At 40.9% G+C, this 26,138-nt stretch carries 24 protein-coding genes and 1 pseudogene; 12 read left to right on the top strand and 13 right to left on the bottom strand.

Features of this window, described 5'->3' with window-relative positions; translation table 11 throughout:
* Positions 1 to 135: 135 nt before the first annotated feature.
* Positions 136 to 570, bottom strand: coding sequence for an I78 family peptidase inhibitor (locus tag KCV09_RS03775; RefSeq protein WP_025095165.1), 435 nt, complete (start codon positions 568 to 570; stop codon positions 136 to 138).
* A gap of 118 nt (positions 571 to 688) precedes the next feature.
* Positions 689 to 3,295: an aminopeptidase N gene (gene pepN / locus KCV09_RS03770; protein ID WP_212515553.1), complete on the bottom strand. Its 2,607-nt coding sequence runs from the start codon at positions 3,293 to 3,295 to the stop codon at positions 689 to 691.
* Between the two features lie 356 nt (positions 3,296 to 3,651).
* Here pepN and KCV09_RS03765 point away from each other — a divergent pair, with 356 nt between their 5' ends.
* From KCV09_RS03765 to thiM, 3 genes are all read left to right on the top strand, one after another.
* A complete protein-coding gene (locus tag KCV09_RS03765) occupies positions 3,652 to 3,909 on the top strand; it encodes a hypothetical protein (protein ID WP_111812565.1) in 258 nt (85 codons plus the stop codon).
* 100 nt (positions 3,910 to 4,009) lie between these two features.
* Positions 4,010 to 5,224 (top strand): TFIIB-type zinc ribbon-containing protein, encoded by a 1,215-nt coding sequence (locus KCV09_RS03760; RefSeq protein ID WP_212515552.1) that lies wholly within the window; start codon positions 4,010 to 4,012, stop codon positions 5,222 to 5,224.
* A 24-nt stretch (positions 5,225 to 5,248) separates the two neighbouring features.
* Positions 5,249 to 6,073: a hydroxyethylthiazole kinase gene (gene thiM / locus KCV09_RS03755; protein WP_004937253.1), complete on the top strand. Its 825-nt coding sequence runs from the start codon at positions 5,249 to 5,251 to the stop codon at positions 6,071 to 6,073.
* A 205-nt stretch (positions 6,074 to 6,278) separates the two neighbouring features.
* On the opposite strand, the gene KCV09_RS03750 is transcribed toward thiM, so the two are convergent.
* The 3 genes from KCV09_RS03750 to KCV09_RS03740 all read right to left on the bottom strand — a co-directional run bounded on the left by KCV09_RS03750 (position 6,279) and on the right by KCV09_RS03740 (position 9,259).
* A complete protein-coding gene (locus tag KCV09_RS03750) occupies positions 6,279 to 7,061 on the bottom strand; it encodes a hypothetical protein (protein ID WP_151868553.1) in 783 nt (260 codons plus the stop codon).
* Positions 7,062 to 7,164: 103 nt separating this feature from the next.
* Positions 7,165 to 7,533 carry a 5-carboxymethyl-2-hydroxymuconate Delta-isomerase gene (locus KCV09_RS03745; RefSeq protein ID WP_208477634.1) on the bottom strand — a complete coding sequence of 123 codons (369 nt, stop codon included), beginning with the start codon at positions 7,531 to 7,533 and terminating at the stop codon, positions 7,165 to 7,167.
* A 13-nt stretch (positions 7,534 to 7,546) separates the two neighbouring features.
* The gene (locus KCV09_RS03740; protein ID WP_004947036.1) at positions 7,547 to 9,259 is read right to left on the bottom strand and encodes an AAA family ATPase; all 1,713 of its coding nucleotides are present in this window, start codon (positions 9,257 to 9,259) and stop codon (positions 7,547 to 7,549) included.
* Positions 9,260 to 9,486: 227 nt separating this feature from the next.
* Between KCV09_RS03740 and mdh the strand changes: the two genes are divergently transcribed.
* Positions 9,487 to 10,659, top strand: coding sequence for an iron-dependent methanol dehydrogenase (gene mdh / locus KCV09_RS03735; protein ID WP_212515551.1), 1,173 nt, complete (start codon positions 9,487 to 9,489; stop codon positions 10,657 to 10,659).
* Positions 10,660 to 10,832: 173 nt separating this feature from the next.
* On the top strand, positions 10,833 to 11,789 hold the full coding sequence (locus tag KCV09_RS03730) for an alpha/beta hydrolase (RefSeq protein WP_149929915.1): 957 nt from the start codon (positions 10,833 to 10,835) through the stop codon (positions 11,787 to 11,789).
* Between the two features lie 2 nt (positions 11,790 to 11,791).
* On the opposite strand, the gene KCV09_RS03725 is transcribed toward KCV09_RS03730, so the two are convergent.
* A complete protein-coding gene (locus KCV09_RS03725; protein ID WP_004947029.1) occupies positions 11,792 to 12,973 on the bottom strand; it encodes a hypothetical protein in 1,182 nt (393 codons plus the stop codon).
* Positions 12,974 to 13,119: 146 nt separating this feature from the next.
* Between KCV09_RS03725 and exaC the strand changes: the two genes are divergently transcribed.
* A complete protein-coding gene (exaC, locus tag KCV09_RS03720) occupies positions 13,120 to 14,631 on the top strand; it encodes an acetaldehyde dehydrogenase ExaC (protein ID WP_004937243.1) in 1,512 nt (503 codons plus the stop codon).
* A gap of 139 nt (positions 14,632 to 14,770) precedes the next feature.
* Positions 14,771 to 15,466 carry a glutamine amidotransferase gene (locus tag KCV09_RS03715; protein ID WP_212515550.1) on the top strand — a complete coding sequence of 232 codons (696 nt, stop codon included), beginning with the start codon at positions 14,771 to 14,773 and terminating at the stop codon, positions 15,464 to 15,466.
* Between the two features lie 21 nt (positions 15,467 to 15,487).
* Here KCV09_RS03715 and KCV09_RS03710 read toward each other — a convergent pair whose 3' ends face one another.
* Both KCV09_RS03710 and KCV09_RS03705 read right to left on the bottom strand, forming a co-directional pair.
* Complete coding sequence (locus KCV09_RS03710) at positions 15,488 to 15,895, bottom strand: GFA family protein (protein WP_212515549.1); 408 nt, start codon at positions 15,893 to 15,895, stop codon at positions 15,488 to 15,490.
* Positions 15,896 to 16,036: 141 nt separating this feature from the next.
* Positions 16,037 to 16,264: a hypothetical protein gene (locus KCV09_RS03705; RefSeq protein ID WP_004937238.1), complete on the bottom strand. Its 228-nt coding sequence runs from the start codon at positions 16,262 to 16,264 to the stop codon at positions 16,037 to 16,039.
* A gap of 192 nt (positions 16,265 to 16,456) precedes the next feature.
* Between KCV09_RS03705 and KCV09_RS03700 the strand changes: the two genes are divergently transcribed.
* From KCV09_RS03700 to KCV09_RS03680, 5 genes are all read left to right on the top strand, one after another.
* A complete protein-coding gene (locus KCV09_RS03700; RefSeq protein WP_212515548.1) occupies positions 16,457 to 17,287 on the top strand; it encodes an AraC family transcriptional regulator in 831 nt (276 codons plus the stop codon).
* Positions 17,288 to 17,360: 73 nt separating this feature from the next.
* Positions 17,361 to 18,071, top strand: a complete 711-nt coding sequence (locus KCV09_RS03695; protein ID WP_212515547.1) for an AzlC family ABC transporter permease — start codon at positions 17,361 to 17,363, stop codon at positions 18,069 to 18,071.
* Positions 18,068 to 18,382 carry an AzlD domain-containing protein gene (locus tag KCV09_RS03690; RefSeq protein WP_004937233.1) on the top strand — a complete coding sequence of 105 codons (315 nt, stop codon included), beginning with the start codon at positions 18,068 to 18,070 and terminating at the stop codon, positions 18,380 to 18,382. The genes KCV09_RS03695 and KCV09_RS03690 overlap by 4 nt, the downstream gene beginning before the upstream one ends.
* Positions 18,383 to 18,745: 363 nt before the next feature.
* Complete coding sequence (locus KCV09_RS03685; protein WP_004937231.1) at positions 18,746 to 19,801, top strand: linear amide C-N hydrolase; 1,056 nt, start codon at positions 18,746 to 18,748, stop codon at positions 19,799 to 19,801.
* 38 nt (positions 19,802 to 19,839) lie between these two features.
* Complete coding sequence (locus KCV09_RS03680; RefSeq protein ID WP_025095180.1) at positions 19,840 to 20,328, top strand: hypothetical protein; 489 nt, start codon at positions 19,840 to 19,842, stop codon at positions 20,326 to 20,328.
* A 51-nt stretch (positions 20,329 to 20,379) separates the two neighbouring features.
* Here the strand turns inward: KCV09_RS03680 and aroC are convergent, their stop codons facing one another.
* From aroC to tkt, 5 genes and pseudogenes are all read right to left on the bottom strand, one after another.
* Positions 20,380 to 21,471: a chorismate synthase gene (aroC, locus tag KCV09_RS03675; protein WP_212515546.1), complete on the bottom strand. Its 1,092-nt coding sequence runs from the start codon at positions 21,469 to 21,471 to the stop codon at positions 20,380 to 20,382.
* A gap of 12 nt (positions 21,472 to 21,483) precedes the next feature.
* Positions 21,484 to 22,494, bottom strand: coding sequence for a 50S ribosomal protein L3 N(5)-glutamine methyltransferase (prmB, locus tag KCV09_RS03670; RefSeq protein ID WP_004937225.1), 1,011 nt, complete (start codon positions 22,492 to 22,494; stop codon positions 21,484 to 21,486).
* 198 nt (positions 22,495 to 22,692) lie between these two features.
* Positions 22,693 to 22,881 (bottom strand): annotated as a pseudogene (locus KCV09_RS16325) (oxidoreductase); the annotation flags it as partial.
* A 130-nt stretch (positions 22,882 to 23,011) separates the two neighbouring features.
* The gene (locus tag KCV09_RS03665) at positions 23,012 to 23,593 is read right to left on the bottom strand and encodes a YceI family protein (protein ID WP_004937223.1); all 582 of its coding nucleotides are present in this window, start codon (positions 23,591 to 23,593) and stop codon (positions 23,012 to 23,014) included.
* Between the two features lie 296 nt (positions 23,594 to 23,889).
* Positions 23,890 to 25,872 carry a transketolase gene (tkt, locus tag KCV09_RS03660; protein ID WP_104124330.1) on the bottom strand — a complete coding sequence of 661 codons (1,983 nt, stop codon included), beginning with the start codon at positions 25,870 to 25,872 and terminating at the stop codon, positions 23,890 to 23,892.
* Positions 25,873 to 26,138: the final 266 nt, after the last annotated feature.

The raw sequence follows: 26,138 nt of genomic DNA, 5'->3' as shown, positions 1-26,138 counted from the left end.
AAAATATATCTATCTCTTTCTATCCACTATTCGAGTGAATAATTCAGGTCGATAGATTATAAAGGCCACGCAATCTTATATTTCAAAGATTGCATGACTATTTAATTATTTTTAAAACATTAAAAATAGGTCAAATCAACCACAACTTACCTTTACAATTTTTTTGGTTGAAGGATCGGTAACCACAGTGACACGATTTTCACGATAATCCATGGTCACTGGCTGCCCGGGTGCTATATTGCGTACAATTTGTGCACGTGATACCTGTTTAATCTGTTCATCAGTCAAACCCGACTGTCCAACAAGCTTTTGGGCTTCATCTGGCATACAATTTTTTTGTTGAGAACGAAATAATGCCCACTCCTCAACGACTTGTCCATTTGGCAAGTGGCAATAACCCGTTTGCCCTTCTGGTCCATTGCGAATTTCCAGCTTTCCTTTTTGCTCAACACAATACTGGCTGGCCGGATTAGGCATACCGATTTTTGGCATTTTTTCACCTGAATGCGGATAAGACGAACATGCTGCTAATGGCAGCAGTAAAGCAGCCCATAAAATATTCTTTTTCATTGAATAATATCCTTTTGAATAAAAGTCGTTGTTGTTTATGAAAATCCAGCTTTCAAATTACAACGGGACCTCACAAGAATGGAAGTCCCGTTTATCATTTCACTGACAACTGATACGATTAGACACTCAAAATACTATTGAGTGTCTCCTTTACGTTCTTGGATTTAACTTTAGGTTGTAGTGCTTGAAGTGCTTCTTTTACACGCGTTTTATGCGGCTCGGCCAAGGTGTACCAGCGAGATAATACTTGTAAGAGGCGTGAGCCTAAAATCGGATTTTTTTCGTCAAAATACTGAGCCAAATCGATATAGTGCTCTACCCCATAACTCCATGCATTGACAGGATTATTACTCAAACCACCACTCACCGAGCGTACACGGTTTGGTGTTCCCAAATCATAATCAGGATGCTGAGTAAGTGTACGAATAGTCTCTGCTGTAGCATTAGGATTCGCCGCCTGAATCATAAACCACTGATCAAGCGATAGCGCCTCATCCTTATAACGGTTGTAGAAGTCATCAAGTGCCTGCTGTGCCTGAGGCGCATCATTCCAGACCAGTACGCGTAACGCACCTAAACGCTCTGACATGTTACCAGTTGTTTGATACTGGGTATAAGCCAGCTCGAACACCTCATCATCACCTTGGCGCGCCATCATGCTGAGCATGATATTTTTAAGCGCACGCTCTCCCATTGCTTGAGAGAAATCGTGTTGTAGTGCTGGATTCAACGCTAAATAGGTTTCTTTCCAGAACCCATTTAATGCACGCGCTAGGGTTTCTAAAACAGAATTACGCTTTTCCTGCACTTGCTCAGGCTGATAATTGTGATCGATACGACTTCCCAAATAACCCTCTGTTGGAACATCAAAAAGTCGTGACGCCAATAATGGATCCTGACGTACTAGCGTAGGTAACGTTTTTTGAATGGCGTCGATATAAGGCTCAACCGAGTGTTCTTGCAATAAAATGCGCTCAAGTAAGGTTTGACTCGCCTGCCACTGATTAAATCCATTGGTTTCGTGCTGAATTAAAAATGCCAGCTCTTCATCGGTATAATTAAAGACCAGATTCACCGGTGCAGAAAAGTTACGTAGTAACGAAACGACAGGCGGCTGATCGACACCTGAAAACTCAATACTTGCGTGATCTTGATCAAATAAATACACACCGTCTTTCACCTGATTTTCAAACAAATCTGGACTATTTAAGGTGTATTGTTCACCTGTTTGCGGGTTAAACAGCGCCAAAGCAACAGGAATAGGCACGGCCTTTAAATTTGGATATTTAGGATGCGCTTTAAGACTTTGCTTAAAGTTCAAACGATAGATGCGCTGATCAGGGAGATATTCGCTCTCAACTTCGAGCTTTGGTGTTCCCGGCTGGTTGTACCAGATCAAAAAGGCGGATAAATCGACACCCGATCCAGCTGAAAGTGCATCAATCCAGTCTTCAACCGTAACTGCTTGACCATCGAAGCGCTTAAAATACTCATCGGTGCCTTGGCGGAACTTTTCTTTGCCAAGAAGTGTCGCCATCATTCGGTTAATTTCGGCACCTTTTTCATACACTGTAGCGGTGTAAAAGTTATTAATTTCCACAAAATGATCTGGACGTGGTGGATGCGAAAGCGGACCAGCATCTTCTGGAAATTGATGCGCTTTGATTACCGCGACATCGTCAATGCGTTGTACCGCAGCAGATTGAAGGTCTTCAGAAAATGACTGATCTCTAAAAACGGTTAAACCTTCTTTAAGGCACAACTGGAACCAGTCGCGACAAGTAATACGGTTCCCAGTCCAGTTATGAAAGTATTCGTGTGCAATCACGGACTGTACACGCATAATCGCGGCATCGGTGGTGTATTCTTCATCGGCCAGCACACAAGAGGTATTAAAAATATTTAAGCCTTTGTTTTCCATAGCCCCCATGTTGAACTGGCTGACCGCTACAATCATATAATTGTCTAAGTCGTATGGACGGCCATAGTGCTCTTCATCCCAACGCATAGAATGCTTAAGTGCTTCCATGGCAATTTTGCATTTTGGAATATCCTTTTCGATAGCATATATTTCAAGTGCAACATCGCGGCCTTCGGAAGTCGTATATCGATCCTTCAGTACAGCCAAATCACCAATCACACAGGCAAATAAATAACTTGGTTTTTTAGTTGGATCTTGCCAGATGGCAAAGTGACGGTCTTCACCCACGGTACCCGTTTCAAGCAAGTTACCGTTAGCCAGTAATACAGGATACTTTTTATCGGCTTCAACACGTGTAGTGAATACTGACAATACATCTGGACGGTCAGGATAAAAGGTAATTTTGCGGAAACCTTCTGGTTCATTTTGCGTGACAAACAAATCGCCGGCTTTGTACAGACCTTCTAGCTGGGTATTACTTTCTGGATGAATTACCACTTGGGTTTCAACCGTGAGTTGATCTGGTGCATTGGTAATCACCAATTGCTCATCATCAAGCGTGTAATCTTCACTGTTAAGCAGCTCGCCATTTAATTTAATCGATACCAGTTCAAGATCACGCCCCAACAGCACTAAATCACCTGCACTATTTCTTTTCATCACCAGTGTAGAAAACACGTGCGTATGATCATCGTGTACCTGAATATCAAGGTTGATCGAATCGACCAAGAAAGATGGCTGTTGATAATCTTTAAGATAAACCGTTTGATCTGCCGAAATATGAGGGTTTGCCGCAATATTCATATATTTTCCTATTTTGCCCTTATGCATGGCATCAGTCATTATTGTGTATGCATTTGATCATACGCCAACTTAATCAATGTGTCTGCGAAGTTTCAATTTAAAATTAAGATGCGTCTTATCGAATTATTTTTCAATTGTAAGTACGTACAAATGCTCAAAAAACGTTTTGTTTGGCTTGAGTTTTTTAGCTCTTTCTTTTGCTTTGTTTAATTTTGGCTGAAAGTAAGACAATCTATTTCATTGTAACGCCGACTTACATTTTTAAGTTTCGATTACATTTTGTGCACGTTTTTTGCTTGTATTAGCAAGACCAAGTTGGCCAATATAAAATACATAATGTCGAAGAGATGATCGATATGGAACTCACACAACACTTACATCGCGTTGAAAATATCAAAGCCATTCATGATTTGCACAGTGCTGGCGTTTGTCCCAATGTTATTGCGGTGTTCATGACCGCAGAAGGAATTGAAATTACCGCGCAGGATGTCACAGCCATTGTGAACACTTACGATGCTTTGGGCAAAGAAAAAGCACCTTCGCGCAAGGTCAAAGCCCTTATTGCAGCCAAAAAACGTGGCCAACACGATGAATCTTTGCCTTGCCCTGTTTAAATTTATGTAAAGTAGAAGGCTCAAAGATTTAACTTTGAGCCTTTTTTGTGTGTTCTATTTATAGAGAGCTTTGATCTGATCATTTGATCTGTAAATCTAGATGTCACAATTTGAACAGACACGATATAATTCAACTCTCGTTCTTTACCTGAGTGTTATTTTGAATATTCTGCAAAAACAACTTGATGAAAGTAGTCAGTGCCCACTGTGCCAAGCCGCTATGTTTTGGGTTGAGGCAGAAGAGTATGAGCAGGATGTTCAATTTCAAGAATGCAGCCATTGTCAGCATCGTGTATTTCAAGATCATAAGCGTGTGTGCCATTGCATAAGCTGTACCGAACAACGCAAAAAAATGATTAAACGAGCTCGTCAGCAAGAGCAGAAAAAAAACCAGATTAAAGATGACAAAGTGTTCAATCTTGAAGACTTGAGCTTGATGCACAAACTGTTTTTGTTGGCTTTACTAGATGATCATGTGCAGGAAAATATTCCGCACGATGAATTTGTACATTGGCATGCCATTAAGTACCACAGCATCAGCCCACATTATCTTTTCAACAATGCATTGTATAAAGAGCTGCTGCATTTAGGTATTTTGGTTATTCCTGAACATCTTGATGAACAACAACAGATTGCTTATTTGAGGGTTCGACTCGATGGCTACTCCGACCCTAGCTTGTTTAGTATCGTACAACAGCTCAGACATTGGTTTTATGAAAATCTAAGTATGGGAATTCCTTATAAAACGACAAAAGACGTCAAAAACGTGTTGTTTGAATTGTTGTATCAAGAAATTGTGCAATTTATGCAAATGTACTGTCGAACATGGAATATACAAATTGCAGGCAACCGTCATTTCCAGCAATTTTGTTATAAACTTCTTGATGGTTTGGCAGTGGGCCAGATTTACTATCTGATCCAGACTGCATTAGAGTATCTGTATACCCAAAAAGCGCTTCAGCCACGTAATGAAAGCTTCATCAATACCAATTTACTAAAAAAAACGCTAGAACAATATCGAGAGCGTGCCATTACAGAACGATGGGAAACCTCAACTTTACCTCGACCCATGAATTTACCCTTAAGTAAAATGAGTCAGATATTTTTGTATCGGTTTTTATCTTATGATGAACGCATCTTTATACAACCGATATGGAAAGCATGGCGCAAGATTGAGCCGCGCCTTAACTTTTTTTCTTTAAAACGGTGTATGAATTGTGGTTCAAACGACCTTGAGGTCGATTATGATGCGACAGATTATGTGTCGTTAATTTGCCGAAACTGCAAACATCAAGATCATTATTTTACCAAGTAAGCTTTTTCTTTTTAGGGGTCAGCCATGTATAACTCATGCAACATTATTGAACATGTTATTGATACTTGGGAAAAATTACAGGCACAAGCACCGCTGGTACAATGTATTACCAATAGCGTGGCAGCCAACTATGCGGCAAATGTTTTGCTGGCAGCGGGTGCCTCACCTGCAATGATTGACAATCCATTTGAGGCTGAGAGTTTTACCCAAATTAGTGGCGCACTTAGCATCAATACTGGTACCCCGACCACAGAGCAGATGCAGGCCATGATGATTTCGGCTCAAACGGCGCACAAACATCACATTCCTTGGGTGCTCGATCCTGTAGGATACGGGCCAATTCTCAAATGGCGAAGTGACGCTGTCGATGCGCTATTACAGTATCACCCCTCGGTTATTCGCGGTAATGCCTCTGAAATTAGTGCCCTTGCAGGGCGCCTGACCCAATCTAAAGGTGTAGACAGTACCCTCAAAAGCGATGAGATGTTTCATCACGCCCAGCACCTTTTAACTAAAACCAGTTGTGTGGCGATTTCAGGTGAAACCGATTATATCTTGTCAAATGCAATGACCTGCATTGTCAAAATTCAAGGTGGTAGCCATTTACAGCCACGCATCACTGCAACAGGTTGTGCACTTGGTGCTTTAGTCGCAGCATACTGTGCTGTTGCACCTGTTCATTTGGCGGCAATTACTGCGCATGTGCATTTTGCAATTGCCGGAAAACTTGCTTTTGATCAAGCACAAACGGTGGGGAGTTTTAATATTATGTTTATGGATTATATCCATATGCTCGATGCAAACTTGATTGAACAGTATGCGCGTATTGAATTAATTTCTGATGATTGATGTTTTCATACCTTTTACTTAAAGCATTCGTTATGATCTGGAATCATGCTTTGTAATAATTTTCTAGTTATCAATAGGATTAAAATAAGCGGCGATCAAGATCTTCCGCTTAAATACTCCATGACACTTTATATTAAGCTGATATAATTAAAACAAAATAAATAATTCCATCTTTAACAATTAAGATATCTAAACGATTAAATTTTTAAAATAAATACCAAGGTTTTTTAGGCATACTTTCTTTAAATTCAGGGCTTACTTCAATTGGTCCCTGACCTTTTTCACAATCTGTTATTATCCATTCGCTAGGTCGAAAACGCGCACTCGGACCATCAGGCTCAGGTTTACCAAATTCCTTTATAATGTCATATTCAATCGATGGAATATCGACTACAACCAAATCACCACGTGAACACGTTACTAATGATTGCTGCTTATGATGCTTTGAATGATGTTGATTGATTGTTGTACCAGTGTTAGAGCGTCCAACTGGAATCACATATTGATCTTGAGCCAATTCAAGTCGAGGGGGCTCCATTGCAATGATCCATACTCCAGCAACTTTAACAGGATGTGGAAAACGAATAGCTTTTAGCCCTCTTAAACTGACAGGCAATTGCGGCTCACCGTTGTCAAAAGCATCATTTCGACTAATTAAGCTGCCTTTGGGTACTAAAAGTTCACCATATTGATAATCTTGCGATAAAATAAAATGACTACGCTGCTCCTTATAATAACTTTTAAGTTCAAATTCATACTCAATCGATGTAAAAAAATAAAATACGCAGACTGCACATATATCACATATAAGTGTAATAACTGAGAGATAGATAATTTTCTTAGAGAAAAATTGAACAGAAAGTTTTTTATGCTTAAGCCAAAAAATCACTGCTTTTGCAAATAATATTAGTGTCAATACACCACCAATCAATGGTATAAAAACAAATAAAATGATAAATAAAAGTGAGATTGGGCCTATTGGTATCATGATTATTCTAAATTTAAATCCGTACGATTATTTTATTAAAAATAAGCTATTTATTTCTATAAAATCATAAATAGCTCATCACAAATATCAAAAATTCTTTATTTTATTGATTCGTGATCACTGTCTTAAAATACTGCTGACGAGGCATTTCGACAATTTCAACACAGCTTTGGATCGGTTTTTTCTGATTCATCAAACTCTGATTGCTAGTTACTGCCTGTAATACCTTTTCACCAATCTCGGTCTTTTGTTGTTCGGTACGCCCAGAGAGCAAATAAACTTTGACATGCACATAGGCCTGATTATGATCTCCCTCTCCAATCAAAAAGATATCATCTTTTCGGGCACGGGATTTAATATCTATCGCATCGCAATAGCCTGTCTCGATGATGCTGATATTGATTTGAGACAACAGTTGCTTCGGATCGAAATATTCAATATTGGCCGAATAATCCACAATAATATGGGGCATACGGTTTGACTTCCTATTCTATAAATAACAGTGCAAGACGTACCTGATCATAGCCCATTCTCGGGCTAGTGAGATCCACAATCGGTTTGAGTTTGATTGAACCATCGTCATTAAAATTTTCTGGCCGTTTGCTTTTTTGCACACGTTTAAACAATTTACGTACTTGCTCGACTACTTCATCACCTGGGTGGGCCACCGAAATATCCAGTCCTTGCTCACGGTGTAAACGCGCCAGATGATTAATAATGGTGGCCGGTGTGAGCCCTCGCTCTTGGGCGATATCTTGAATGTCGTACCCGCCCTCAAATAGCTCACGAGTTTCATCTAAGGTCGCGGAGCCATAATTTTGCTTTTCACCTTTGGCGAGTTTTTTCTCGTTACGGGCAATTTCGGTTTCATTGAGCGTACCACCACAATGTCGAATAAACGCTTTGTGCTTATCGGTTAAATCAATTTCTGCAAAATGATCTTCTGCCTCTTGAGACAACTCCTGAAAACGCTTGTCTGCTTTAAGCGCAAGGGTATCAAGCTCCAAAGCTTGCTCGTTAAAACCAAGTAAACGCAAACCCGTTAATGACTTCAGTCGAGATAAAGCCACATAACCCTGACCTTTTTCAAACGTATGGGTTAGATTAATTTCTGCGGCTTCCAAAGTCATACCTTGGCTTTTATGAATGGTAATCGCCCAAGCCAAACGCAATGGAATTTGCTGGAAACTTGCAATCACCTTCCCGGCTTCGTTTTCGATCGACCATGTTTCAGGCTCTACCAGCAAAGTGGTTCCATCTGTCATTTTGACTTTAGGCAGTAAGCCAAATTCGTCGTCTTCTTCAAATCCGATCACTTCGCCTAAACTGCCATTGATATATCCCATATCGAAGTTGTTTTTTACAAACATCACTTTGGCATGTTTTTTAAGCGTAAGCTCTTCGGGCGCGCGTACCGACGATTTTAATGTTTCAAGTAATTTTTCATTGCCATCTAATGTAGCATTGAACTGATGGCCATCATTTTCAATTTCATTCAAATGCTGAAAATTGATCGCGTCTACATCCATATTGTGGGTGTAAAGCCGTGTAAACGTATCCCCAATATCATGCTGACGCGATGCCAATAAGGCTTGCTTATGATTTGGCTGTATATTTTGCGCTCGAATGGCATTTAAAATCTGATTTAAAATTTCATCGTCCTGACGGTGTTGTTCTGTCAAATAACAGACTCGAAATTTTGCCTCAACCCACGCATCCGACATAAAGCAAAATTTATCGCGGTTGCGTTCATCATTTTTACCAACAGGCGGCAACTGAAAAAAATCACCGGCCACAATGACTTGTATACCGCCAAATGCTTCGTCGCTTTCTTTGAAGTATTTCAGAACCTGATTCACCAGATTAAGCTGTTTGGCATGTAACATTGAAATTTCATCAATAATCAGCACTTGAGCGTTTTCAAGGTGTTCTTTTAAATACTTGCGCTCTTTCATACGTTTCAGATCATCATCGGATAGATGATCCTTAATACCAATACCTGCCCATGTATGGATGGTCATACCATTCATATGTGTCGCCGCGATACCTGTTGAGGCTGTAATGGCAACGGGCACCTTACGCGCCTTTAAATACTGAATGTACTGATTAAGTGTATAGGTTTTACCTGCACCGGCCGAGCCCGTTAGGAATACATTTTCTCCGGCTTTTAATAACTTCAGTGCAGTTTCTTGCTTCATAATCCAACGACTTCTAACAACGAGCACATAGCTTAACGACTTTGACATAAAAGTAAAATGCTAAAGCTCAATCGATTAAAATATCACTTAAAATACAAAACCTTAATTCAAAAATTCTTGGTAGGTGTTTGGTAGGTACACATTATTTTACGCTCAGATAATACTAGTGACATGGTGAAGGACACCTAGATAACAAGACATAAACAGATTGAATAAGGAATATCTCAATGGCGTTTAAACAAATTGCAGATCAAACCAACGGTTTTTTCATCCCGAGCGTTTCACTTTTTGGTCCAGGATGTGCCAAAGAAATTGGAAATAAAGCAATTGATTTAGGAGCAAAAAAAGCTCTAATTGTGACCGATGAAGGCCTCTTTAAATTTGGTGTAGCCGACACAATTGCAGAATATCTACATAGCGCCGGTGTAAAAAGTCATATTTTTTCAGGTGCAGAACCTAATCCGACCGACATCAATGTACATCGTGGTGTAGAGGCCTATACTCACAATGACTGTGATTTTATTGTGTCTTTAGGAGGCGGCTCATCACATGACTGTGCCAAAGGCATTGGACTGGTGACTGCCGGCGGTGGTCACATCCGTGACTATGAAGGAATTGATAAAAGCAAAGTCCCAATGACGCCGCTGATTTCAGTCAATACTACAGCAGGTACCGCTTCTGAAATGACACGCTTTTGTATCATCACCAATACAGATACGCACGTAAAAATGGCAATTGTCGATTGGCGCTGCACACCATTGATTGCCATAGACGACCCTAAACTTATGATTGCAAAACCGACAGGCTTGACCGCTGCCACAGGGATGGATGCCTTGACACATGCGGTTGAGGCTTATGTATCGACAGCAGCCAACCCCATTACCGATGCCTGTGCAGAAAAAGCTATTAGCATGATCAGTCAATGGCTCAGACCCGCAGTAGCCAACGGTGAAGATATCGAAGCGCGCGATGCCATGAGCTATGCTCAGTATCTGGCAGGAATGGCATTTAACAACGCCTCATTGGGTTATGTACATGCCATGGCACATCAATTAGGTGGTTTTTATAATCTGCCGCACGGCGTATGTAACGCCATCTTATTGCCCCATGTTTGTGAATTCAACCTAATTGCGTGCCCTGAACGTTATGCCCGAATTGCAGAACTGATGGGTGTAAGTACTCAAGGCTTGAGTACCACTGCCGCGGCATATACAGCGATTAATGCGATACGTGAGTTGTCTTCTTCAATTGGTATACCATCTGGTTTAACAGAATTGGGCGTTAAACCAGAAGATTTGGCAGTTATGGCAGAAAATGCACAAAATGATGCCTGTATGCTTACAAATCCACGTAAAGCAACGCATGCACAAGTGGTCGAGATGTTTAAAGCAGCATTGTAACTGGCTTAAACAGTAAAAATCCTCTTCTGAGTAGGTTCTCTCCAACCAACTTACTCGGATTTTGGGAATATCTCCATCATGGATATTCCCTTTTTTTATTCACATGTCGTAATTGACAAAGTTTAAATTTCAGATAACGATGAACACATCATGATTCAATAGAAAAAACAAGAATGTCAGATTACAGCGCCGATCTCTTAGGTGAAGGCTATGAACAGCAAATCCTGAATTTTCCTGACGATTATGAAGGTCGAGTGATCGCCACACTGGTAAGAAAAAAAGCCAATCATACTACTGATAAGGCTGTGCTATATATTCATGGCTATATTGACTATTTTTTTCAAAAAGAAATGGCCGAGCAATTTAATCTACATGGTTATGATTTTTACGCCCTTGATTTACGCAAATATGGCCGCTCTAAACTCCCCAATCAAACATTTTTTAATGTGCACGATTTACGCGAATACGATGCCGAAATTAGTCGGGCACTTGAGCTAATCGAGCAAGAATCTCATCATCAAGTGTTGCTTGCAGGTCACTCTACTGGCGGGCTAATTGCCACTTTGTATGCTGCACATTATCGTCAGAATTCACTGATCAAAGCACTCTGGGTAAACAGTCCATTTTATGAGTTCAATTTGAGTCTTGCCGAAAAGAAACTGGGAATTCCGCTGTTGAGTCAGGTTGGTCGAGTATTGCCGCGTCAACCTTTTCCGAGCAAACTCAACCGATGGTACGTTACCAGTTTGCATCAAAGCCTAAAAGGCGAATGGGATTTTGATCTGAACTGGAAGCCAGTATCTGCACCGACCGTTTTACTTAGTTTTGTACATGCTATACATAGTGCCCAAAAAGAAATTCACAAAGGTGTGTATATTGATATTCCTGTACTGGTGATGCATTCACATCAAACTAAAAATCCGAAACGCTGGCATAAAAGCGTCACACAAAGTGATGTGATTTTAAATGTAAAAGACATTCGCAAATACGCCAAAAAAATCAAGGGCGATGTGACAATCCAGAGCATCCACAATGGTGTACATGATCTGGTCTTATCAGCGCCCGCTGTACGCGAAGCTGTCTATCAAAAGTTATTTCAATGGCTTAATAGCAAAATCAGTTCATACTGACCTTATCCTTCATAATATTTGACCAATAATTGGTGTGCAGGATGATCCAGTGGAAGCAGCTCGGTTAATCGTTGTACAGCATCTATGGCTTCTGGAAAGCGTGCTAGATGCTTGAGCAACATATCAGGCTCTTTTGCTTTGTAAATTGCATCACTCAGACGTGATTCAAGACAGTCACGCCATGTACAAATAAATGGACTCTCCGAGCGGGATAACAGCACACCTGTATACAGTTGTAAGGCCATAGCGACATAACCTGCATTGAGCGCATCTTCTGCCTGTAAAAAATCTGCCTCTACATGTGCCAGTAAGCGATAAGGTCTCGATCCGAGTAAGCCACCCAAAATATCACGCAACTGAGACATTTCAGCTTTGAGCGTTCCTACACTGACCTTGCGCTCACCATAAAGTGCATGATGCAGTTTTTCCAGATTCAGCCCTTGTGGACATAAAGTTAAAATAGTTAAAATTTCAACTTGTCGTGGCGTTAAGACGAGCGCTTTGCCGTTAAATAATATCTGCGGCGTAGAAAAAGCACGAATAAATAAGTGCTGTCGCTGATGCTCGATAAGCGCATTTTGAATAATGGCAGCACAACGTTCTGCCGCCAACATGCCTAAAGCATTGTGATTTTTCCAAGTGGCAGATAAATCGACAACACCCACGGGTTGTTGTGTATAAGGATCTAAAATTGGCGCAGCGTAACACACCCAATCATGCACAGAAGACATGTAATGTTCATTGGAAAAAACACAACTCGACTGCCGGGTTTTAAGTGACAAAGCCAAAGCATTCGTCCCTACAAGCTCTTCTTTCCACTGACCACCAGCAACAAAATGGACCTTCTCAGCAGCGCTTCGCATTTGCGCACTTGGCGCTGCCCATAAAATCGTGCTGCCTATATCTGCAACCGCAATCACCATCGATGATTGCTCCGCGACGTGTTTAAGATCATGTTGACACGCCTGAATTGCCACATCTAAAACACTGGGATTTTTGTTTGAGGCAGGTTTGAGCAAAGGTGCAGCTAAGCGCTCTTTAGGAATATCGGCAGATGCAGATCGCTGCCAAGAGCTCGCAATACTTTGTTCAATTTTTTCAGCATGTTGCGGCGTCAATACACTTTGATTTCTCAGTTTATCAATGGTATGCCGCTGGTGAAGTAAATCCTGTTTTGTAAACATTTGTCGTTCCCTTGCAAATTCTCATTATTTCCAACCTTTCTCCAACCTTATTTCTTCTATGCTAATTAAATAATGTACAAAAGTACCTTATACCAAAGCTGTAGATGCTTCAATCATAGATGAATAATAAGCAAAGGAATACTGATATGCGATACATCGACCCAAACCAACCCGGTTCAAAAGTTCAATTTAAAGCACAATATGAAAATTTTATTGGGGGTCAGTGGGTACCTCCTGTTAAAGGCGAGTATTTTGGCAATAGTTCTCCCGTAGATGGCAAGGTATTCACTCAAATTCCACGCTCTAGTATTGAAGATATCGAGCTTGCTCTTGATGCAGCGCATAAAGCGAAAGCCGACTGGAACAGCTCATCACCGACTGTTCGTTCAAATTTACTGCTTAAAATTGCAGACCGTCTAGAAGAAAATCTTGAGTTACTTGCCGTAGCAGAAACATGGGAAAACGGCAAACCGATTCGCGAGACACTGGCAGCAGATATTCCACTGGCGATTGACCATTTCCGCTATTTTGCAGGATGTATTCGCGCTCAAGAAGGTGGAATTTCTGAAATTGATGAAGATACCATTGCCTATCATTTTCATGAACCGCTCGGTGTGGTTGGACAGATCATTCCGTGGAACTTTCCAATCTTAATGGCAGCATGGAAACTTGCACCAGCACTTGCAGCGGGTAACTGCATTGTATTAAAGCCTGCCGAGCAAACGCCTTCAAGTATCTTAGTATTAATGGAATTGATTCAAGATCTAGTTCCACCTGGTGTACTCAATATTGTAAATGGCTATGGTGCCGAGGTTGGTCGTCCACTGGCGACCAACCCAAGAATTGCAAAAATTGCATTTACCGGCTCAACAAAAGTTGGCCAGATGATTATGCAATACGCAACTGAAAATATTATTCCGGTTACGCTCGAACTGGGCGGTAAATCGCCTAATATTTTCTTTGAAGATGTGCTGGCACAGCAAGATGACTATCTTGAAAAAGCACTTGAAGGCTTTGCTATGTTTGCACTGAACCAAGGTGAAGTATGTACATGTCCATCACGCGCGCTGGTACAGGAAAGTATTGCCGATCAGTTTCTGGAATTGGCAGTCGAACGGGTTAAAAAAATCAAAACCGGTCATCCACTTGATACCGACACTATGATTGGTGCTCAAGCATCTAAACAACAGTTTGATAAGATTATTGGCTGCATCGATACTGGTCGAAACGAAGGCGCGCAATTGATGACGGGTGGCGATCCACGTCACGATGTTGATGGTGGTTTTTATATTGAACCGACTATTTTTAAAGGTGACAACAGCATGAAAATTTTCCAAGAGGAAATTTTTGGGCCAGTACTATCGGTCACCACATTTAAAGATTTTGACGAGGCCATTAAGATTGCCAACGACACCATGTATGGCTTAGGTGCTGGTGTATGGTCTCGCTCTGCACACACCTCATATCGTGCGGGCCGTGCAATTCAGGCTGGTCGAGTCTGGACCAACTGTTACCATTTATACCCTGCTCATGCCGCATTTGGAGGATATAAGCAGTCTGGTATTGGACGGGAAAACCACAGAATGATGCTCGATCATTATCAGCAAACCAAAAACTTGTTGGTGAGCTACTCAACTAAACCAATGGGCTTCTTCTAATCACGTTGTAACCTACTCCAAAAAAGGCCCACGATGGGCCTTTCTTTTTAGCAATATCGAGGTATGGCTTTGCATTTTGTTCTATGCATACTTCAGGTATGATCGCATGAGATCTTTTTAATATTGTGTAACTTACGCCATGAAAACTATTTATGCAGTTCAACATTTGGCCTTTGAAGATCTCGGCTCGCTTGAAGATCTTTTTTATGAGCTCGGTTTTAGAGTGCGCTATTTTGAAGCAGGTGTAGATGACCTCAAGCCTGCCTTTGAGCATGATGGCCTTACCGTCATTTTAGGTGGGCCAATCGGTGTGTATGAAGAAGCCGACTATCCATTTTTAAAACAAGAAACGGCACTTCTTAAAGCGCGCTTAGCGGCGAATAAGCCGACGATTGGAATTTGCTTAGGTGCTCAGCTTATTGCCAAAGCACTCGGTGCCAAAGTTTATGCTGGAGAGCACAAAGAAATTGGATGGAGTACGTTACACATCAAGGCCACATCAGAGAATCCATTACAAGGGCTAATCGATCAACCGGTTTTACACTGGCACGGTGATACCTTTGATTTACCTACGTCAGCAACGCTGCTGGCAAGTTCAGAACATTATCCGCATCAAGCCTTTTCATGTGGAACGCATGTACTTGCTTTACAGTTTCATTTGGAAGTGTGTGGTGATAACTTTGAACGCTGGCTCATCGGGCATACAGCTGAGCTTCGACAAGGAAATTTTTCAGTTCAAGCGCTTCGCGCCGATACCGCACGCTATGCTCAAGGTTTATCTCACGTGGCACGTTCAATTCTCTTAGATTATCTCAAGCAGCTCAATTTGGTATAAGTCAGCTTTATTTCTGATCTTTTATTCGTCATTGGAAAATTGATCGATCACTTGCTGCTCGGTCATTTGAGGTGACTTCGTTAGAAACTGATAATAATCTGGCTTGTGATCGGCATAAATCTCAAGATGGATTTTGGAATTGGGAGCTAAGTCGAATAATTCGGCATTAATGCTGTAATACTCTCGTTCGTTCAGCTTGTAAAACAACTTGGTGCCGCACTGCTGGCAAAAATATCGCGCTGCCCATTCCGATGAGTCATATTTTCGAACAAATTGCTGCCCAGTAAGCTTGATTTTTTGAGTCGATTCAACTGTCAAAGCTGGGCCTCCTCCCCATGTTCTACACATGCTGCAATGACACACTGTAATTTCCTCAGAATTGACCTCAACGTCAATCTGCACTGCACCACACAAACAAGCGCCTAACATTTCTTATTTTCCTTATTTGTTTGAGTCGGCTTTTATACTATCGAAAAAAAACATCACATGGCTAAATATTGCACTGTGATGCTTTAGATTTTGTAAACACTTATGCGCTTTCAACACTTAACTTAATTGTAGCCAGCGTCGCTATTCAATTTTGAGCTGAAATTCATCTTGGCTAATTTTAATCTTGAGCTTTTTGTATTTACGCTTACTGGCATCGAGTGCTGAGTGCAAAACCTCATTAGAAAAAGTTGTATCATTCATCAACTCCGAATAGATTTTATATCCAATCACAATCTTGGATGGCTTTTCCCCATTATGTTTAAAATCTTCAATTAATTGATCAAGATATGCAACATTTGCTTTTTTCATCAGATCTATTCTTTCAGCCTTGATACTTATTTAAAGTACTTAGATTTCTTTACACTTTGATTAATTTTAAAAAATTAACGACTACATGATCATTTTTTACTGGAAATTTAAACTGAAAAGCAGCAATTTTGTTCTATAAACCACCATCACGTTTTAGCATTCTCTACAGCATGCGATACAGGTAAGTTTATTATGTCCCGAAGACCGCGTGAACAGGTTCATTATCTGCATCTTAAGGAGTTAGGTGGATTAGAAATGCTGAGCGCGCAATACTATCAGCAAACATTTTCTCGTCATGTTCATGAAGGCTTTTGTATTGGTGTAATTGAAGATGGTGCGCAGCGTTTTTTCCGTACTGGTGCTCATCATGTTGCGCCCAAAGGCGATATTATTTTAGTCAATCCAGATGAAATTCATACAGGTTCTTCGGCTGTTGAAACTGGTTGGCGCTATCGAGCAATTTATCCAACCCCTGAACTATTGAGTCGTCTTACTCAGGATTTGTTTTCTACCCAGCGTTTCATTCCTTGGTTTACGCATGCTGTGGTTCATGATGAAGGTCTTGCCCAGCAGCTCAGATTATTATTTGATCTTCTTGAGCAGCCACAGAATATTTTACTTAAAGAAACACTTTTTCTATCTACCATGGCTTGGTTGACTACACGCTATAGTCAAACAAAGCCGTCATTATTGAGCTTAAGTGATGCCAAAAGCAAAATACTTACAATCAAAGAAATGATCGCAACACATCCCGAACATGATTTTTCACTGGGTGAACTCGCAGGCTTTGCACATTTAAGCCAGTGGCATTTTTTAAGACAATTTAAAAAACATGTAGGTTTTTCTCCGCATGCGTGGCTTGTTCAATGTCGTATTATGAAAGCACAAAAATTATTACGTGAAGATTTGACGATTTCAGATGTCTCGCAACGTTGCGGTTTTTCAGATCAAAGTCATTTCACGCGACATTTTAAAAATGCACTCGGCATCACACCCGGTGGTTATATTCGAAGTTTAAAATAAGCAAGTTTATGCAATTAAGATCAATTTTAGGTGGCTAAAATCGTACTGTTATTTTGAGATGTAAAATCCAATCATGATGAATAATGTAATATCGAATTATTTTAACTTGGCCCATATACGTGATTTAGTTACGGGCGCCTTAAAAATTACTCCCTTGTGCATTGCTGTTTTGCCATGGGGATTACTGGCCGGTTCGATGGCGATTCAGGCTGGACTTTCCCCTGCTCAAGCCATCGGGATGTCTGCTTTTGTATTTGCTGGTGCAGCTCAGTTGGTTTCACTTGGTATGATCATGGCGGGCGCTCCACTCATTAGTATTGTTTTGTCTGTATTTCTGATCACCTCACAACATTACCTATACGCGCTCAACTTACGTTCATCTGTGAAAAATGAATCTTTCGGCAAACGTGTATTATTGGGATTTGTTTTAACCGATGAGCTCTTTGCAATCAGTAGCACTCAACCACATTACAACTATCGTGTACTACTCGGTGCAGGAATCTGGTTTTATCTCTGCTGGCTTGTGTTTAGTTTTTTTGGTGTGCTACTGACCTCATCATTTTCACAACTTGAACACATGCATCTGGATTTTTCTATTGTTGCAACGTTTATAGCCATTATTGTGCCTCTCATTCAAAACCGACATGCTCTGATCGGGGTGATCACCACGCTTGTTCTGACAGCACTAAGCTTATATTTAAATATCTTGATGGGTGGATTAATTGCTGCACTGATTGGGATGAGCGTGGCGGCATGGTCTGAATCTAAGGAGAAAAAAGAATGACATGGACATTTATGCTTTTACTGGCGGGAATTGTCTTTTTAAATCGTTATATTTTTTTAGAACCTCGTTTTCCGATCAAAATTCCCGACTGGCTTAATCGTGCCTTGCGCTATTCTGCACCTTGCATTCTTTCATCGATTTGCGTTCCGATTATTCTGATGGATAATCATGTCTTTCGAGAGCACATTATAAACCCCTACTTTATTGCCACACTGATTACCATATTGGTTGCCTATGTTATTCGACATACACTAGCCACAATCTGTATAAGCCTGAGCAGTTTTTATCTTCTGGTGTATTTAATGGCCTGATTTGATTTTAGTTAAAACGCTGACTTGAGCGTATGTTTTTCCATGTCGGTTTATTCAATATTCTCATCATATCGAAATTCTTATCATATCGAATCAATGAGGATGCGCAAGATGTGTAGCTTATCCGACATGCCAATACAGGCTAAATTTTAGTGACAAATATCATAGTCGATAGCCAATAAGTTGAACTCATGCAGCCCAAGTGAATTAAAAACTTACTTTTTGTAATTAAACTCGTTTTTATTGCCTAAATCGAGTACATTCAGGACAACAGACTGCGTAATTAAACGCAGATCGTACATTAAATTTTAATTGAAAATTAACGCATTCTAAAAATTATAGTTTGAATTAAAGGACAAAATTATGTTCAAGCACATACTTTTGAGTTCTGTTATTGCATCTTCGACCTTTCTTTTATCTTACACTGCTCAGGCGTGTACTCGTGTGGTATATCAAGGTAACAATCAGAATATTCTCACTGCCCGATCCATGGATTGGAAAAGTGATGTAGGTACCAATCTGTGGATTCTACCTAGCGGTATCAAACGCAGTGGCAATTCAGGTAAAAACTCCATCCAGTGGACGTCTAAATACGGAAGCGTTGTTGCTACTGGTTATGATGTTGCAACCACAGACGGTGTCAACGAAGCAGGACTCAACGCCAATCTATTGTGGCTGGTGGAATCACAATATCCAGACGAAAAAACCTCGAACAAGCCTAAATTAACCATTGCCGCGTGGGCACAATATGCGCTCGATAATTTTGCAACCGTAAATGAAGCGGTTACAGCTTTAGAAAAAGAACCGTTTATTATTGTCAGTGATGCAGTTCCCGGAGAACAAAGACTAACTACCTTACATTTGTCACTTTCCGATGCCACGGGCGACAGCGCTATTGTTGAATATATCAATGGCAAGCAAGTGATTCATCACAGTAAGACTTATCAGGTGATGACCAATTCCCCTATTTTTGAAGAGCAGCTTGCCTTAAATGAATATTGGAAAAAAATAGGGGGTACAACATTTTTACCGGGAACCAATCGCGCAGCTGACCGATTTGCTCGGGCATCGTTTTATATCAATGCCATTCCCAAAACTGAAGATCCAAAAGCCAGTCTTGCTTCTGTATTTGGCGTGATTCGAAACGTATCTGTTCCTTATGGCTTAAATACTGAAGAAGAACCTAATATTTCATCGACCCGATGGCGAACAGTGGTTGACCATAAACATAAAATGTACTTTTTTGAATCGGCTCTTTCACCCAATATTTTTTGGATAGATTTAAAAAAGATTAACTTTAAAGATGGTATAACAAAGAAACTGGATTTAGGAAAAAATCAGGAAAATGTCTATGCGGGAGATGCAACCAGTCAGTTTAAAGCATCAACCCCATTTCATTTTTTAGGTAAAGACGATTAAGTCGAAAGTTTCTCAAAATTGGATGAACGAGGAAAAACATGAAAAGAATTTTTGGGTGGTGTACAGCACTCTTTTTATTGCATGGTTGTGCAACTGTTCCTCAAGATACGGCTCCACCGGATGATGTGGCAACGGCGGGACTGCTTTTGTGTCAACCGACCGAACAGTGCCCGATTATGAGTGCACGCTGGAATCCGGAAAACAAGAGCCAATTAAGAATCGATGTTCGCCTCAATAGCTCGTATTTGTATTACGACATCAAAAAGGTGACTTTTATTGTTGATGGTAAACATTTATCTTACAAACCCAAACAGCCTACCGTCTTACGTTATGTGAATCGTTTAGAGCCTAGACGTTCGAGTAACTATATTGTGGTACCAAGTAGCTTTTTATCTGAATTTAAAAACGCAAAATCAATTGAAGTACAAATCAATACCGATCATGGCCCAATCAAACGTGCCATGTATAAAGATGGACAACAATCAAGCGCCTATAAAAACTTTATCGAAGTGTATAACAAGTCATAAAAAAACACCTCACACCATCGATGGTGTGAGGTGTTTTTTTAAAGTAGCGTCTTAAGGCGCGATTGGCTCAAAAGGCGGAATCACATCTGCATTTTGTGCACGATGGCGCATAAAATGATCCATCAACACAATCGCAAGCATTGCTTCTGCAATTGGCGTTGCCCGAACCCCAACACACGGATCATGGCGACCTTTGGTTAAAACATCGATATTTTCACGATCGATATTAATGGTTTTACCCGGCGTAGTGATACTCGCAGTTGGCTTCAAAGCAATCGCAACGCGAATATCCTGACCGCTTGAAATTCCGCCTAAAATACCCCCTGCATGATTCGCCAAGAATCCATTAGCGCTCAACTCATCACGGGTTTCATGCCCAAACTGGCCAGCAACAGCAAAACCGTCGCCAATTTCGACGCCTTTTACTGCATTAATACTCATCATCGCATGTGCAATATCGGCATCAAGTCGATCAAATACAGGTTCACCCCAACCAACTGGAACATTTTCTGCTACGATTTCGAGTTTGGCGCCACAACTTGTACCTTGTTCACGTAAAGACGTAACTAAAGCTTCAAAACGTGGAACGGCATCAACATCACCACAAAAAAATGGATTTTGAGAAACTTCATTCCAGTCGAGTTTTTCTGTTACTTCAGTTCCGATTTGTGTTACGTGCCCGCGAATGACAATACCAAACTTCTCTGCAAGAAACTTTTTCGCAATCGCGCCAGCAGCGACACGCATGGCCGTTTCACGTGCACTTGAGCGTCCGCCACCGCGATAATCGCGAAAACCATACTTTTGCGTATAGGTATAATCGGCATGTCCAGGACGGAAAGTTTGCGCAATATTGCCGTAATCTTTCGACTTTTGATCCGTATTTTCAATGTACAGACCAATCGATGTGCCCGTAGTTTTACCTTCAAACACACCCGAAATAATTTTAACCTGATCGGGCTCTTTGCGCTGTGTTGCAAACTTTGAGGTACCCGGTTTACGTCGATCAAGATCCTGTTGTAAATCCGCTTCAGAAAGTTCAAGACCCGGCGGAACACCATCTACAATTGCCATCAAGCCGACGCCATGCGATTCCCCACAGGTGGTGACTCGAAACAGCTGTCCAATACTATTCCCTGCCATAACGTTTCTTCCTTATCCCTCTAATGATGCTTGAAATAATTTCTGATGACGACGGCACTGTTCAGCAGTCAATGCAAAGATTCCCGAACCACCTTTTTGGAATGTCAACCAGTGAAAATCGACCGTATTAAAGTTTTGACGCATCGCCCACTCAGAATTACCCACCTCAATCACAATCAGACCATTTTCGCTTAAGTAATCAGCCGCTTGAGCGAGCATTTTACGCACCAAATCTAGTCCATCCTGACCTGCTGCCAAAGCCAGTTCAGGCTCATGTAAAAACTCTTCTGGCAAGTCAGCCATATCTTCAGCGTCAACATAAGGCGGGTTGCTGACAATCAAATCGTACTGATTTTCGGCAGGAATTTTTGCGAAAAGATCTGACTCCATGAGTGCAATTTGATATTGCTTATTGTGATGCTCAACGTTCAGCGCAGCCACTTCAAGTGCTTCTTTTGAAATATCTGTTGCATCTACTTCTGCATCTGGATACGCATAACCCAATGCAACTGCGATACATCCTGAACCTGTACACATATCTAGAATTCGGTGCGGTGTTTTTGGCGCAGCATTTTCTGGCAGATTGTTTTGTGCCTCTCGCATTTGACCATTTTCATCGAGGCAATACGGCGCAAAACGTTGTTCGATCAGCTCTGCTACTGGTGAGCGAGGAATTAAAACACGCTCATCGACATAAAACGGTTTGTTGGCAAAATAAGCAAGATTGAGCAAATATGACGTTGGCGTACGCTCATTGATACGGCGTTCGAGTAAACTCAAAAATTCGGCTTTTTCACTTGGCAGCAATTTGGCATCTAGAATTTCTGAGTCTGCCGCCCATTCAAGTGACAACGTTTGCAATACCAGTGCTGAGCTTTCAGCAAAATAATCTTCTGTCCCTTGTCCTAAATGAGCATCATATTGACGTAATGCAGTCACACCAAAACGAATAAAATCACGAATTGTGCTTAAACTTTCTGCTGCTTCCTGTAAATGTTCAGGGCTGATTGTCGGTCGCTCCACTCAGGGATCTCCAAAAGGTTGTTATGCAAAACGCGTTATCATACCTTGTTTTGCCAAGCTTTATAAGATCAAGATGGTATGCATTTAAAGGAACTGTGATCACGAGGTGCGATCATGTCATTCAAATCATTCTGTGTTAGAGATTCAAAAGCCCATTCATCATGAGTAGGCTTTTATTTTTTGTAAAACTAAATAGCATTAAAAATCTTGTTGTATTGGACGTAGCACAATTTCATTGATATCGACATCTTTAGGTTGTTCAATTGCATAGTCAATTGCACGTGCAACACTGTAGGCAGGGATTGCCATTTTATAAAATTCTTTCACAGTTTCTGCGCTTTGCTCATCGGAACTTCCAAATCTTCGCTTACTTTCAATTGCACACGGACAGAAAACCTAATGCCTGCTACAGAATAGAGATTGATAACAAAATCAGATCTTTACAAATTCAAATTTAATCACAATAAAAAAAGAGATGCCGCAGCATCTCTTTTTGAATGATTTATTGTGTCATTACTTATTTTTTAGCAGCAGTTGCTTCAGTGGTGATGTTGACTGTGATCTTATCTCCCACATTCGGCACATAATTACCGATACCGAATTCTGAGCGGTTAAACGAAGTAGTTGCATTAAAGCCAATCGCTGGAACTTTTGCCATTGGGTGCTCACCTTGTTTATTAAGTACAGCATCAAGCACCACAGGTTTGGTAATGCCTTTAACGGTTAAATTGCCTGTAATTTTGAAGTGTTTTTTGTCTTTGGTTTCAACTTTAGTACTTTTGAAGGTAATGTTTGGATACTTGGCTGCATTAAACCAGCCTTCTTGCTGGAATTCTTTATCTAGAGCTGGCACATTGGTATTTACGCTACTGACTGGAATCGTCACGTCTACCGATGAGTTTGCAGGTTTAGCGTTATCGACTTTAATGACACCTTGGATGTCACTGAAGTTCGCGCTTGGTGTTGAAAAACCAAAATGGTTCCAGCTAAATACGGTTGCTGTATGCGTTGGATCAATTTTATAATCTACTGGCGCTGCAAGTGCCAATGTACTGCTGATCGCAACCGCCAAACCTAAAGATAATGATTGAAGTTTCATTCGATGTTTTCCTTTTAAATCATGTTATTTAGTCTATACATTCAACAATTTAAATCATTCTGATTTATAAAACGATATGTTGCATGGATGAAACACCACACTTTAAATTTAATTTTTCTTAATAATTTTGAATTTTATTTATTTAAATTATACATTTAGAGGATGCAATAAAAGTTGCTCTAAAGAATTTATCTTATTTTAAAAGACAAAAAGCTACATTATTGATTCAATCGATCACAATTACAGGCAAAAAAAAGCCCTTGCAAACAAGGGCCTTTCTTTTAAAGCGCTAAAACTTAGTAGCTTTGTACTGCTTCAATTACAGCTTGGCTAGTAATACCAAAGTGCTGGAACAAATCTTTTGCAGGTGCAGATTCACCATAAGTGGTCATTCCGATCACTTTACCGTCTAGACCTACGAACTTCCACCAGTAATCGACATGCGCCGCTTCAATCGCAACACGAGCACGAATGCTCGCAGGCAATACCGCTTCACGATATGCTGCATCTTGAGTCATGAACAACTCTGCACAAGGCATAGATACCACACGAACGCCTTCAAGCTGTGCGTAGGCATCCATCGCGATAGATACTTCAGAACCTGTTGCAATAATAATCGCTTTCAATTCGCCTTTTTCTTGTGCCAATACATAACCACCTTTCGCGGCATCTTGAATTTGTGCTTCAGAACGTGACTGGAATGGCAAGTTTTGACGAGACAAGATCAATGCGGTTGGACCATCTTTACGCTCAAGCGCAGATTTCCATGCAATTGCTGTTTCAACTGTATCAGCAGGACGCCATGTATTGAGGTTTGGCGTACCACGAAGTGACGCGATTTGCTCGATTGGCTGATGTGTTGGACCATCTTCACCCAAACCAATTGAATCGTGGGTATATACATGAATCACGCGTTGCTTCATTAATGCAGACATACGTACGGCATTACGCGCGTATTCCATAAACATCAGGAACGTTGCAACATAAGGAACAAAACCACCGTGCAGCGCAACACCGTTAGCAATGGCTGTCATACCGAATTCACGTACGCCATAGTACACGTAGTTTCCTGCCGGGTTGTCCTGCACACCTTCACACCCTTTCCAAAGTGTCAGGTTAGAACCAGCCAAGTCTGCTGAACCGCCTAGCATTTCTGGCAATAACGGACCGAACGCTTGCAAGGTGTTCTGGCTCGCTTTACGGGTTGCAATTGTTTCTGCTTTCTCATTCACCTGCGCAATAAATGCATCGGCTTGTGCAGTAAAATCTGCAGGCAAGTCACCATTTACACGGCGCAATAATTCTGCTGCTTCAGTTGGATATTTTGCTTGATACGCGGCAAATACATCATTCCATGCAGCTTCAGAAGTTTGACCTTTTTCATTGGCATTCCAAGCGGCATAAATATCTTGCGGAATAACAAATGCTTCATCGCTCCAACCCAGTGCTTCACGGGTAAGTTTGATTTCTTCTGCACCCAATGGCGCACCGTGACAGTCTTCTTTACCTTGCTTGTTTGGAGAACCTAAACCAATAATTGTCTTACAGATAATTAAAGTTGGTTTAGTAGTTTCTGCTTTTGCTTCAATCGTTGCCTGACGGATTGCAGCGGCATCATGACCATCTACACGAAGAACTTGCCAACCGTAAGCCTTAAAACGTTGCTCAGTATCATCACTGAACCAACCTTCAACCTCACCATCAATCGAGATGCCATTATCATCATAGTAAGCAATGAGTTTGCCCAGACCTAATGTACCCGCCAATGAACACACTTCATGTGAAATGCCTTCCATCAAACAGCCATCGCCCAAGAAGCAATAAGTGAAATGATCAACGACTGTTAAGTCGTCTTTATTGAACTGAGCGGCTAGTGTTTTTTCAGCCAGTGCGAAACCAACAGCATTTGCAATGCCCTGACCTAAAGGACCTGTTGTTGTTTCGATACCTGGTGCATAACCATATTCTGGGTGACCCGGTGTTTTTGAATGAAGCTGACGGAACTGTTTTAAATCGTCAATTGAAAGATCATAACCAGTTAAATGCAACAACGCATAATGCAGCATTGATCCATGACCATTAGAAAGTACAAAACGGTCACGGTTGGCCCATTGCGGGTTTGCTGGATTATGGTTTAAAAATTCACGCCACACCACATCAGCAATATCTGCCATCCCCATTGGTGCACCAGGATGCCCTGAGTTTGCTTGTTGCACAGCATCCATAGCCAATACACGAATTGCGTTTGCAATACGACGTTCGTTTAAAGGGGTCGTCATAGGTCAGTATCCAAATTAAAGCTGATAAGGAAGAAGAAATGAATCAGAATTCAAACTGTGAGTATTGTCTTAAAAAAAACTGAATGGGTAAAGCCTAGAGTGACGTTTCATGTTTGTTTTTTTGAATTCAGGCACAAAATGTTTAAAAATTAACTGATTCTCGATGATTTTTAAATTGCTCAAATCTGATGAACAAATCTAAAGGCAATAAATTTAAACACTCAATCTTGTTGAAAGTGAATTTGATTCATCTTTATATACGTCTT

The sequence above is a fragment of the Acinetobacter soli genome, assembly GCF_018139125.1.
GTDB classification, from domain to species: domain Bacteria; phylum Pseudomonadota; class Gammaproteobacteria; order Pseudomonadales; family Moraxellaceae; genus Acinetobacter; species Acinetobacter soli.
Note: the sequence above shows the minus strand (reverse complement) of the source record. Positions and strands in the feature narration are given on the sequence as shown.

Excerpts from the sequence above, each read along its gene's own strand:
- KCV09_RS03710 (WP_212515549.1), bottom strand. The coding sequence starts at position 15,895 with ATGTTAGGCGCTTGTTTGTGTGGTGCAGTGCAGATTGACGTTGAGGTC.
- KCV09_RS03750 (WP_151868553.1), bottom strand. The coding sequence starts at position 7,061 with ATGATACCAATAGGCCCAATCTCACTTTTATTTATCATTTTATTTGTT.
- KCV09_RS03760 (WP_212515552.1), top strand. The coding sequence starts at position 4,010 with ATGTCACAATTTGAACAGACACGATATAATTCAACTCTCGTTCTTTAC.
- KCV09_RS03695 (WP_212515547.1), top strand. The coding sequence starts at position 17,361 with ATGATGAATAATGTAATATCGAATTATTTTAACTTGGCCCATATACGT.
- KCV09_RS03730 (WP_149929915.1), top strand. The coding sequence starts at position 10,833 with ATGTCAGATTACAGCGCCGATCTCTTAGGTGAAGGCTATGAACAGCAA.
- KCV09_RS03745 (WP_208477634.1), bottom strand. The coding sequence starts at position 7,533 with ATGCCCCATATTATTGTGGATTATTCGGCCAATATTGAATATTTCGAT.
- KCV09_RS03715 (WP_212515550.1), top strand. The coding sequence starts at position 14,771 with ATGAAAACTATTTATGCAGTTCAACATTTGGCCTTTGAAGATCTCGGC.
- KCV09_RS03725 (WP_004947029.1), bottom strand. The coding sequence starts at position 12,973 with ATGTTTACAAAACAGGATTTACTTCACCAGCGGCATACCATTGATAAA.
- KCV09_RS03705 (WP_004937238.1), bottom strand. The coding sequence starts at position 16,264 with ATGAAAAAAGCAAATGTTGCATATCTTGATCAATTAATTGAAGATTTT.
- KCV09_RS03775 (WP_025095165.1), bottom strand. The coding sequence starts at position 570 with ATGAAAAAGAATATTTTATGGGCTGCTTTACTGCTGCCATTAGCAGCA.
- mdh (WP_212515551.1), top strand. The coding sequence starts at position 9,487 with ATGGCGTTTAAACAAATTGCAGATCAAACCAACGGTTTTTTCATCCCG.
- KCV09_RS03740 (WP_004947036.1), bottom strand. The coding sequence starts at position 9,259 with ATGAAGCAAGAAACTGCACTGAAGTTATTAAAAGCCGGAGAAAATGTA.
- KCV09_RS03665 (WP_004937223.1), bottom strand. The coding sequence starts at position 23,593 with ATGAAACTTCAATCATTATCTTTAGGTTTGGCGGTTGCGATCAGCAGT.
- pepN (WP_212515553.1), bottom strand. The coding sequence starts at position 3,295 with ATGAATATTGCGGCAAACCCTCATATTTCGGCAGATCAAACGGTTTAT.
- exaC (WP_004937243.1), top strand. The coding sequence starts at position 13,120 with ATGCGATACATCGACCCAAACCAACCCGGTTCAAAAGTTCAATTTAAA.
- KCV09_RS03690 (WP_004937233.1), top strand. The coding sequence starts at position 18,068 with ATGACATGGACATTTATGCTTTTACTGGCGGGAATTGTCTTTTTAAAT.
- KCV09_RS03680 (WP_025095180.1), top strand. The coding sequence starts at position 19,840 with ATGAAAAGAATTTTTGGGTGGTGTACAGCACTCTTTTTATTGCATGGT.
- aroC (WP_212515546.1), bottom strand. The coding sequence starts at position 21,471 with ATGGCAGGGAATAGTATTGGACAGCTGTTTCGAGTCACCACCTGTGGG.
- KCV09_RS03765 (WP_111812565.1), top strand. The coding sequence starts at position 3,652 with ATGGAACTCACACAACACTTACATCGCGTTGAAAATATCAAAGCCATT.
- thiM (WP_004937253.1), top strand. The coding sequence starts at position 5,249 with ATGTATAACTCATGCAACATTATTGAACATGTTATTGATACTTGGGAA.
- KCV09_RS03685 (WP_004937231.1), top strand. The coding sequence starts at position 18,746 with ATGTTCAAGCACATACTTTTGAGTTCTGTTATTGCATCTTCGACCTTT.
- KCV09_RS03700 (WP_212515548.1), top strand. The coding sequence starts at position 16,457 with ATGTCCCGAAGACCGCGTGAACAGGTTCATTATCTGCATCTTAAGGAG.
- tkt (WP_104124330.1), bottom strand. The coding sequence starts at position 25,872 with ATGACGACCCCTTTAAACGAACGTCGTATTGCAAACGCAATTCGTGTA.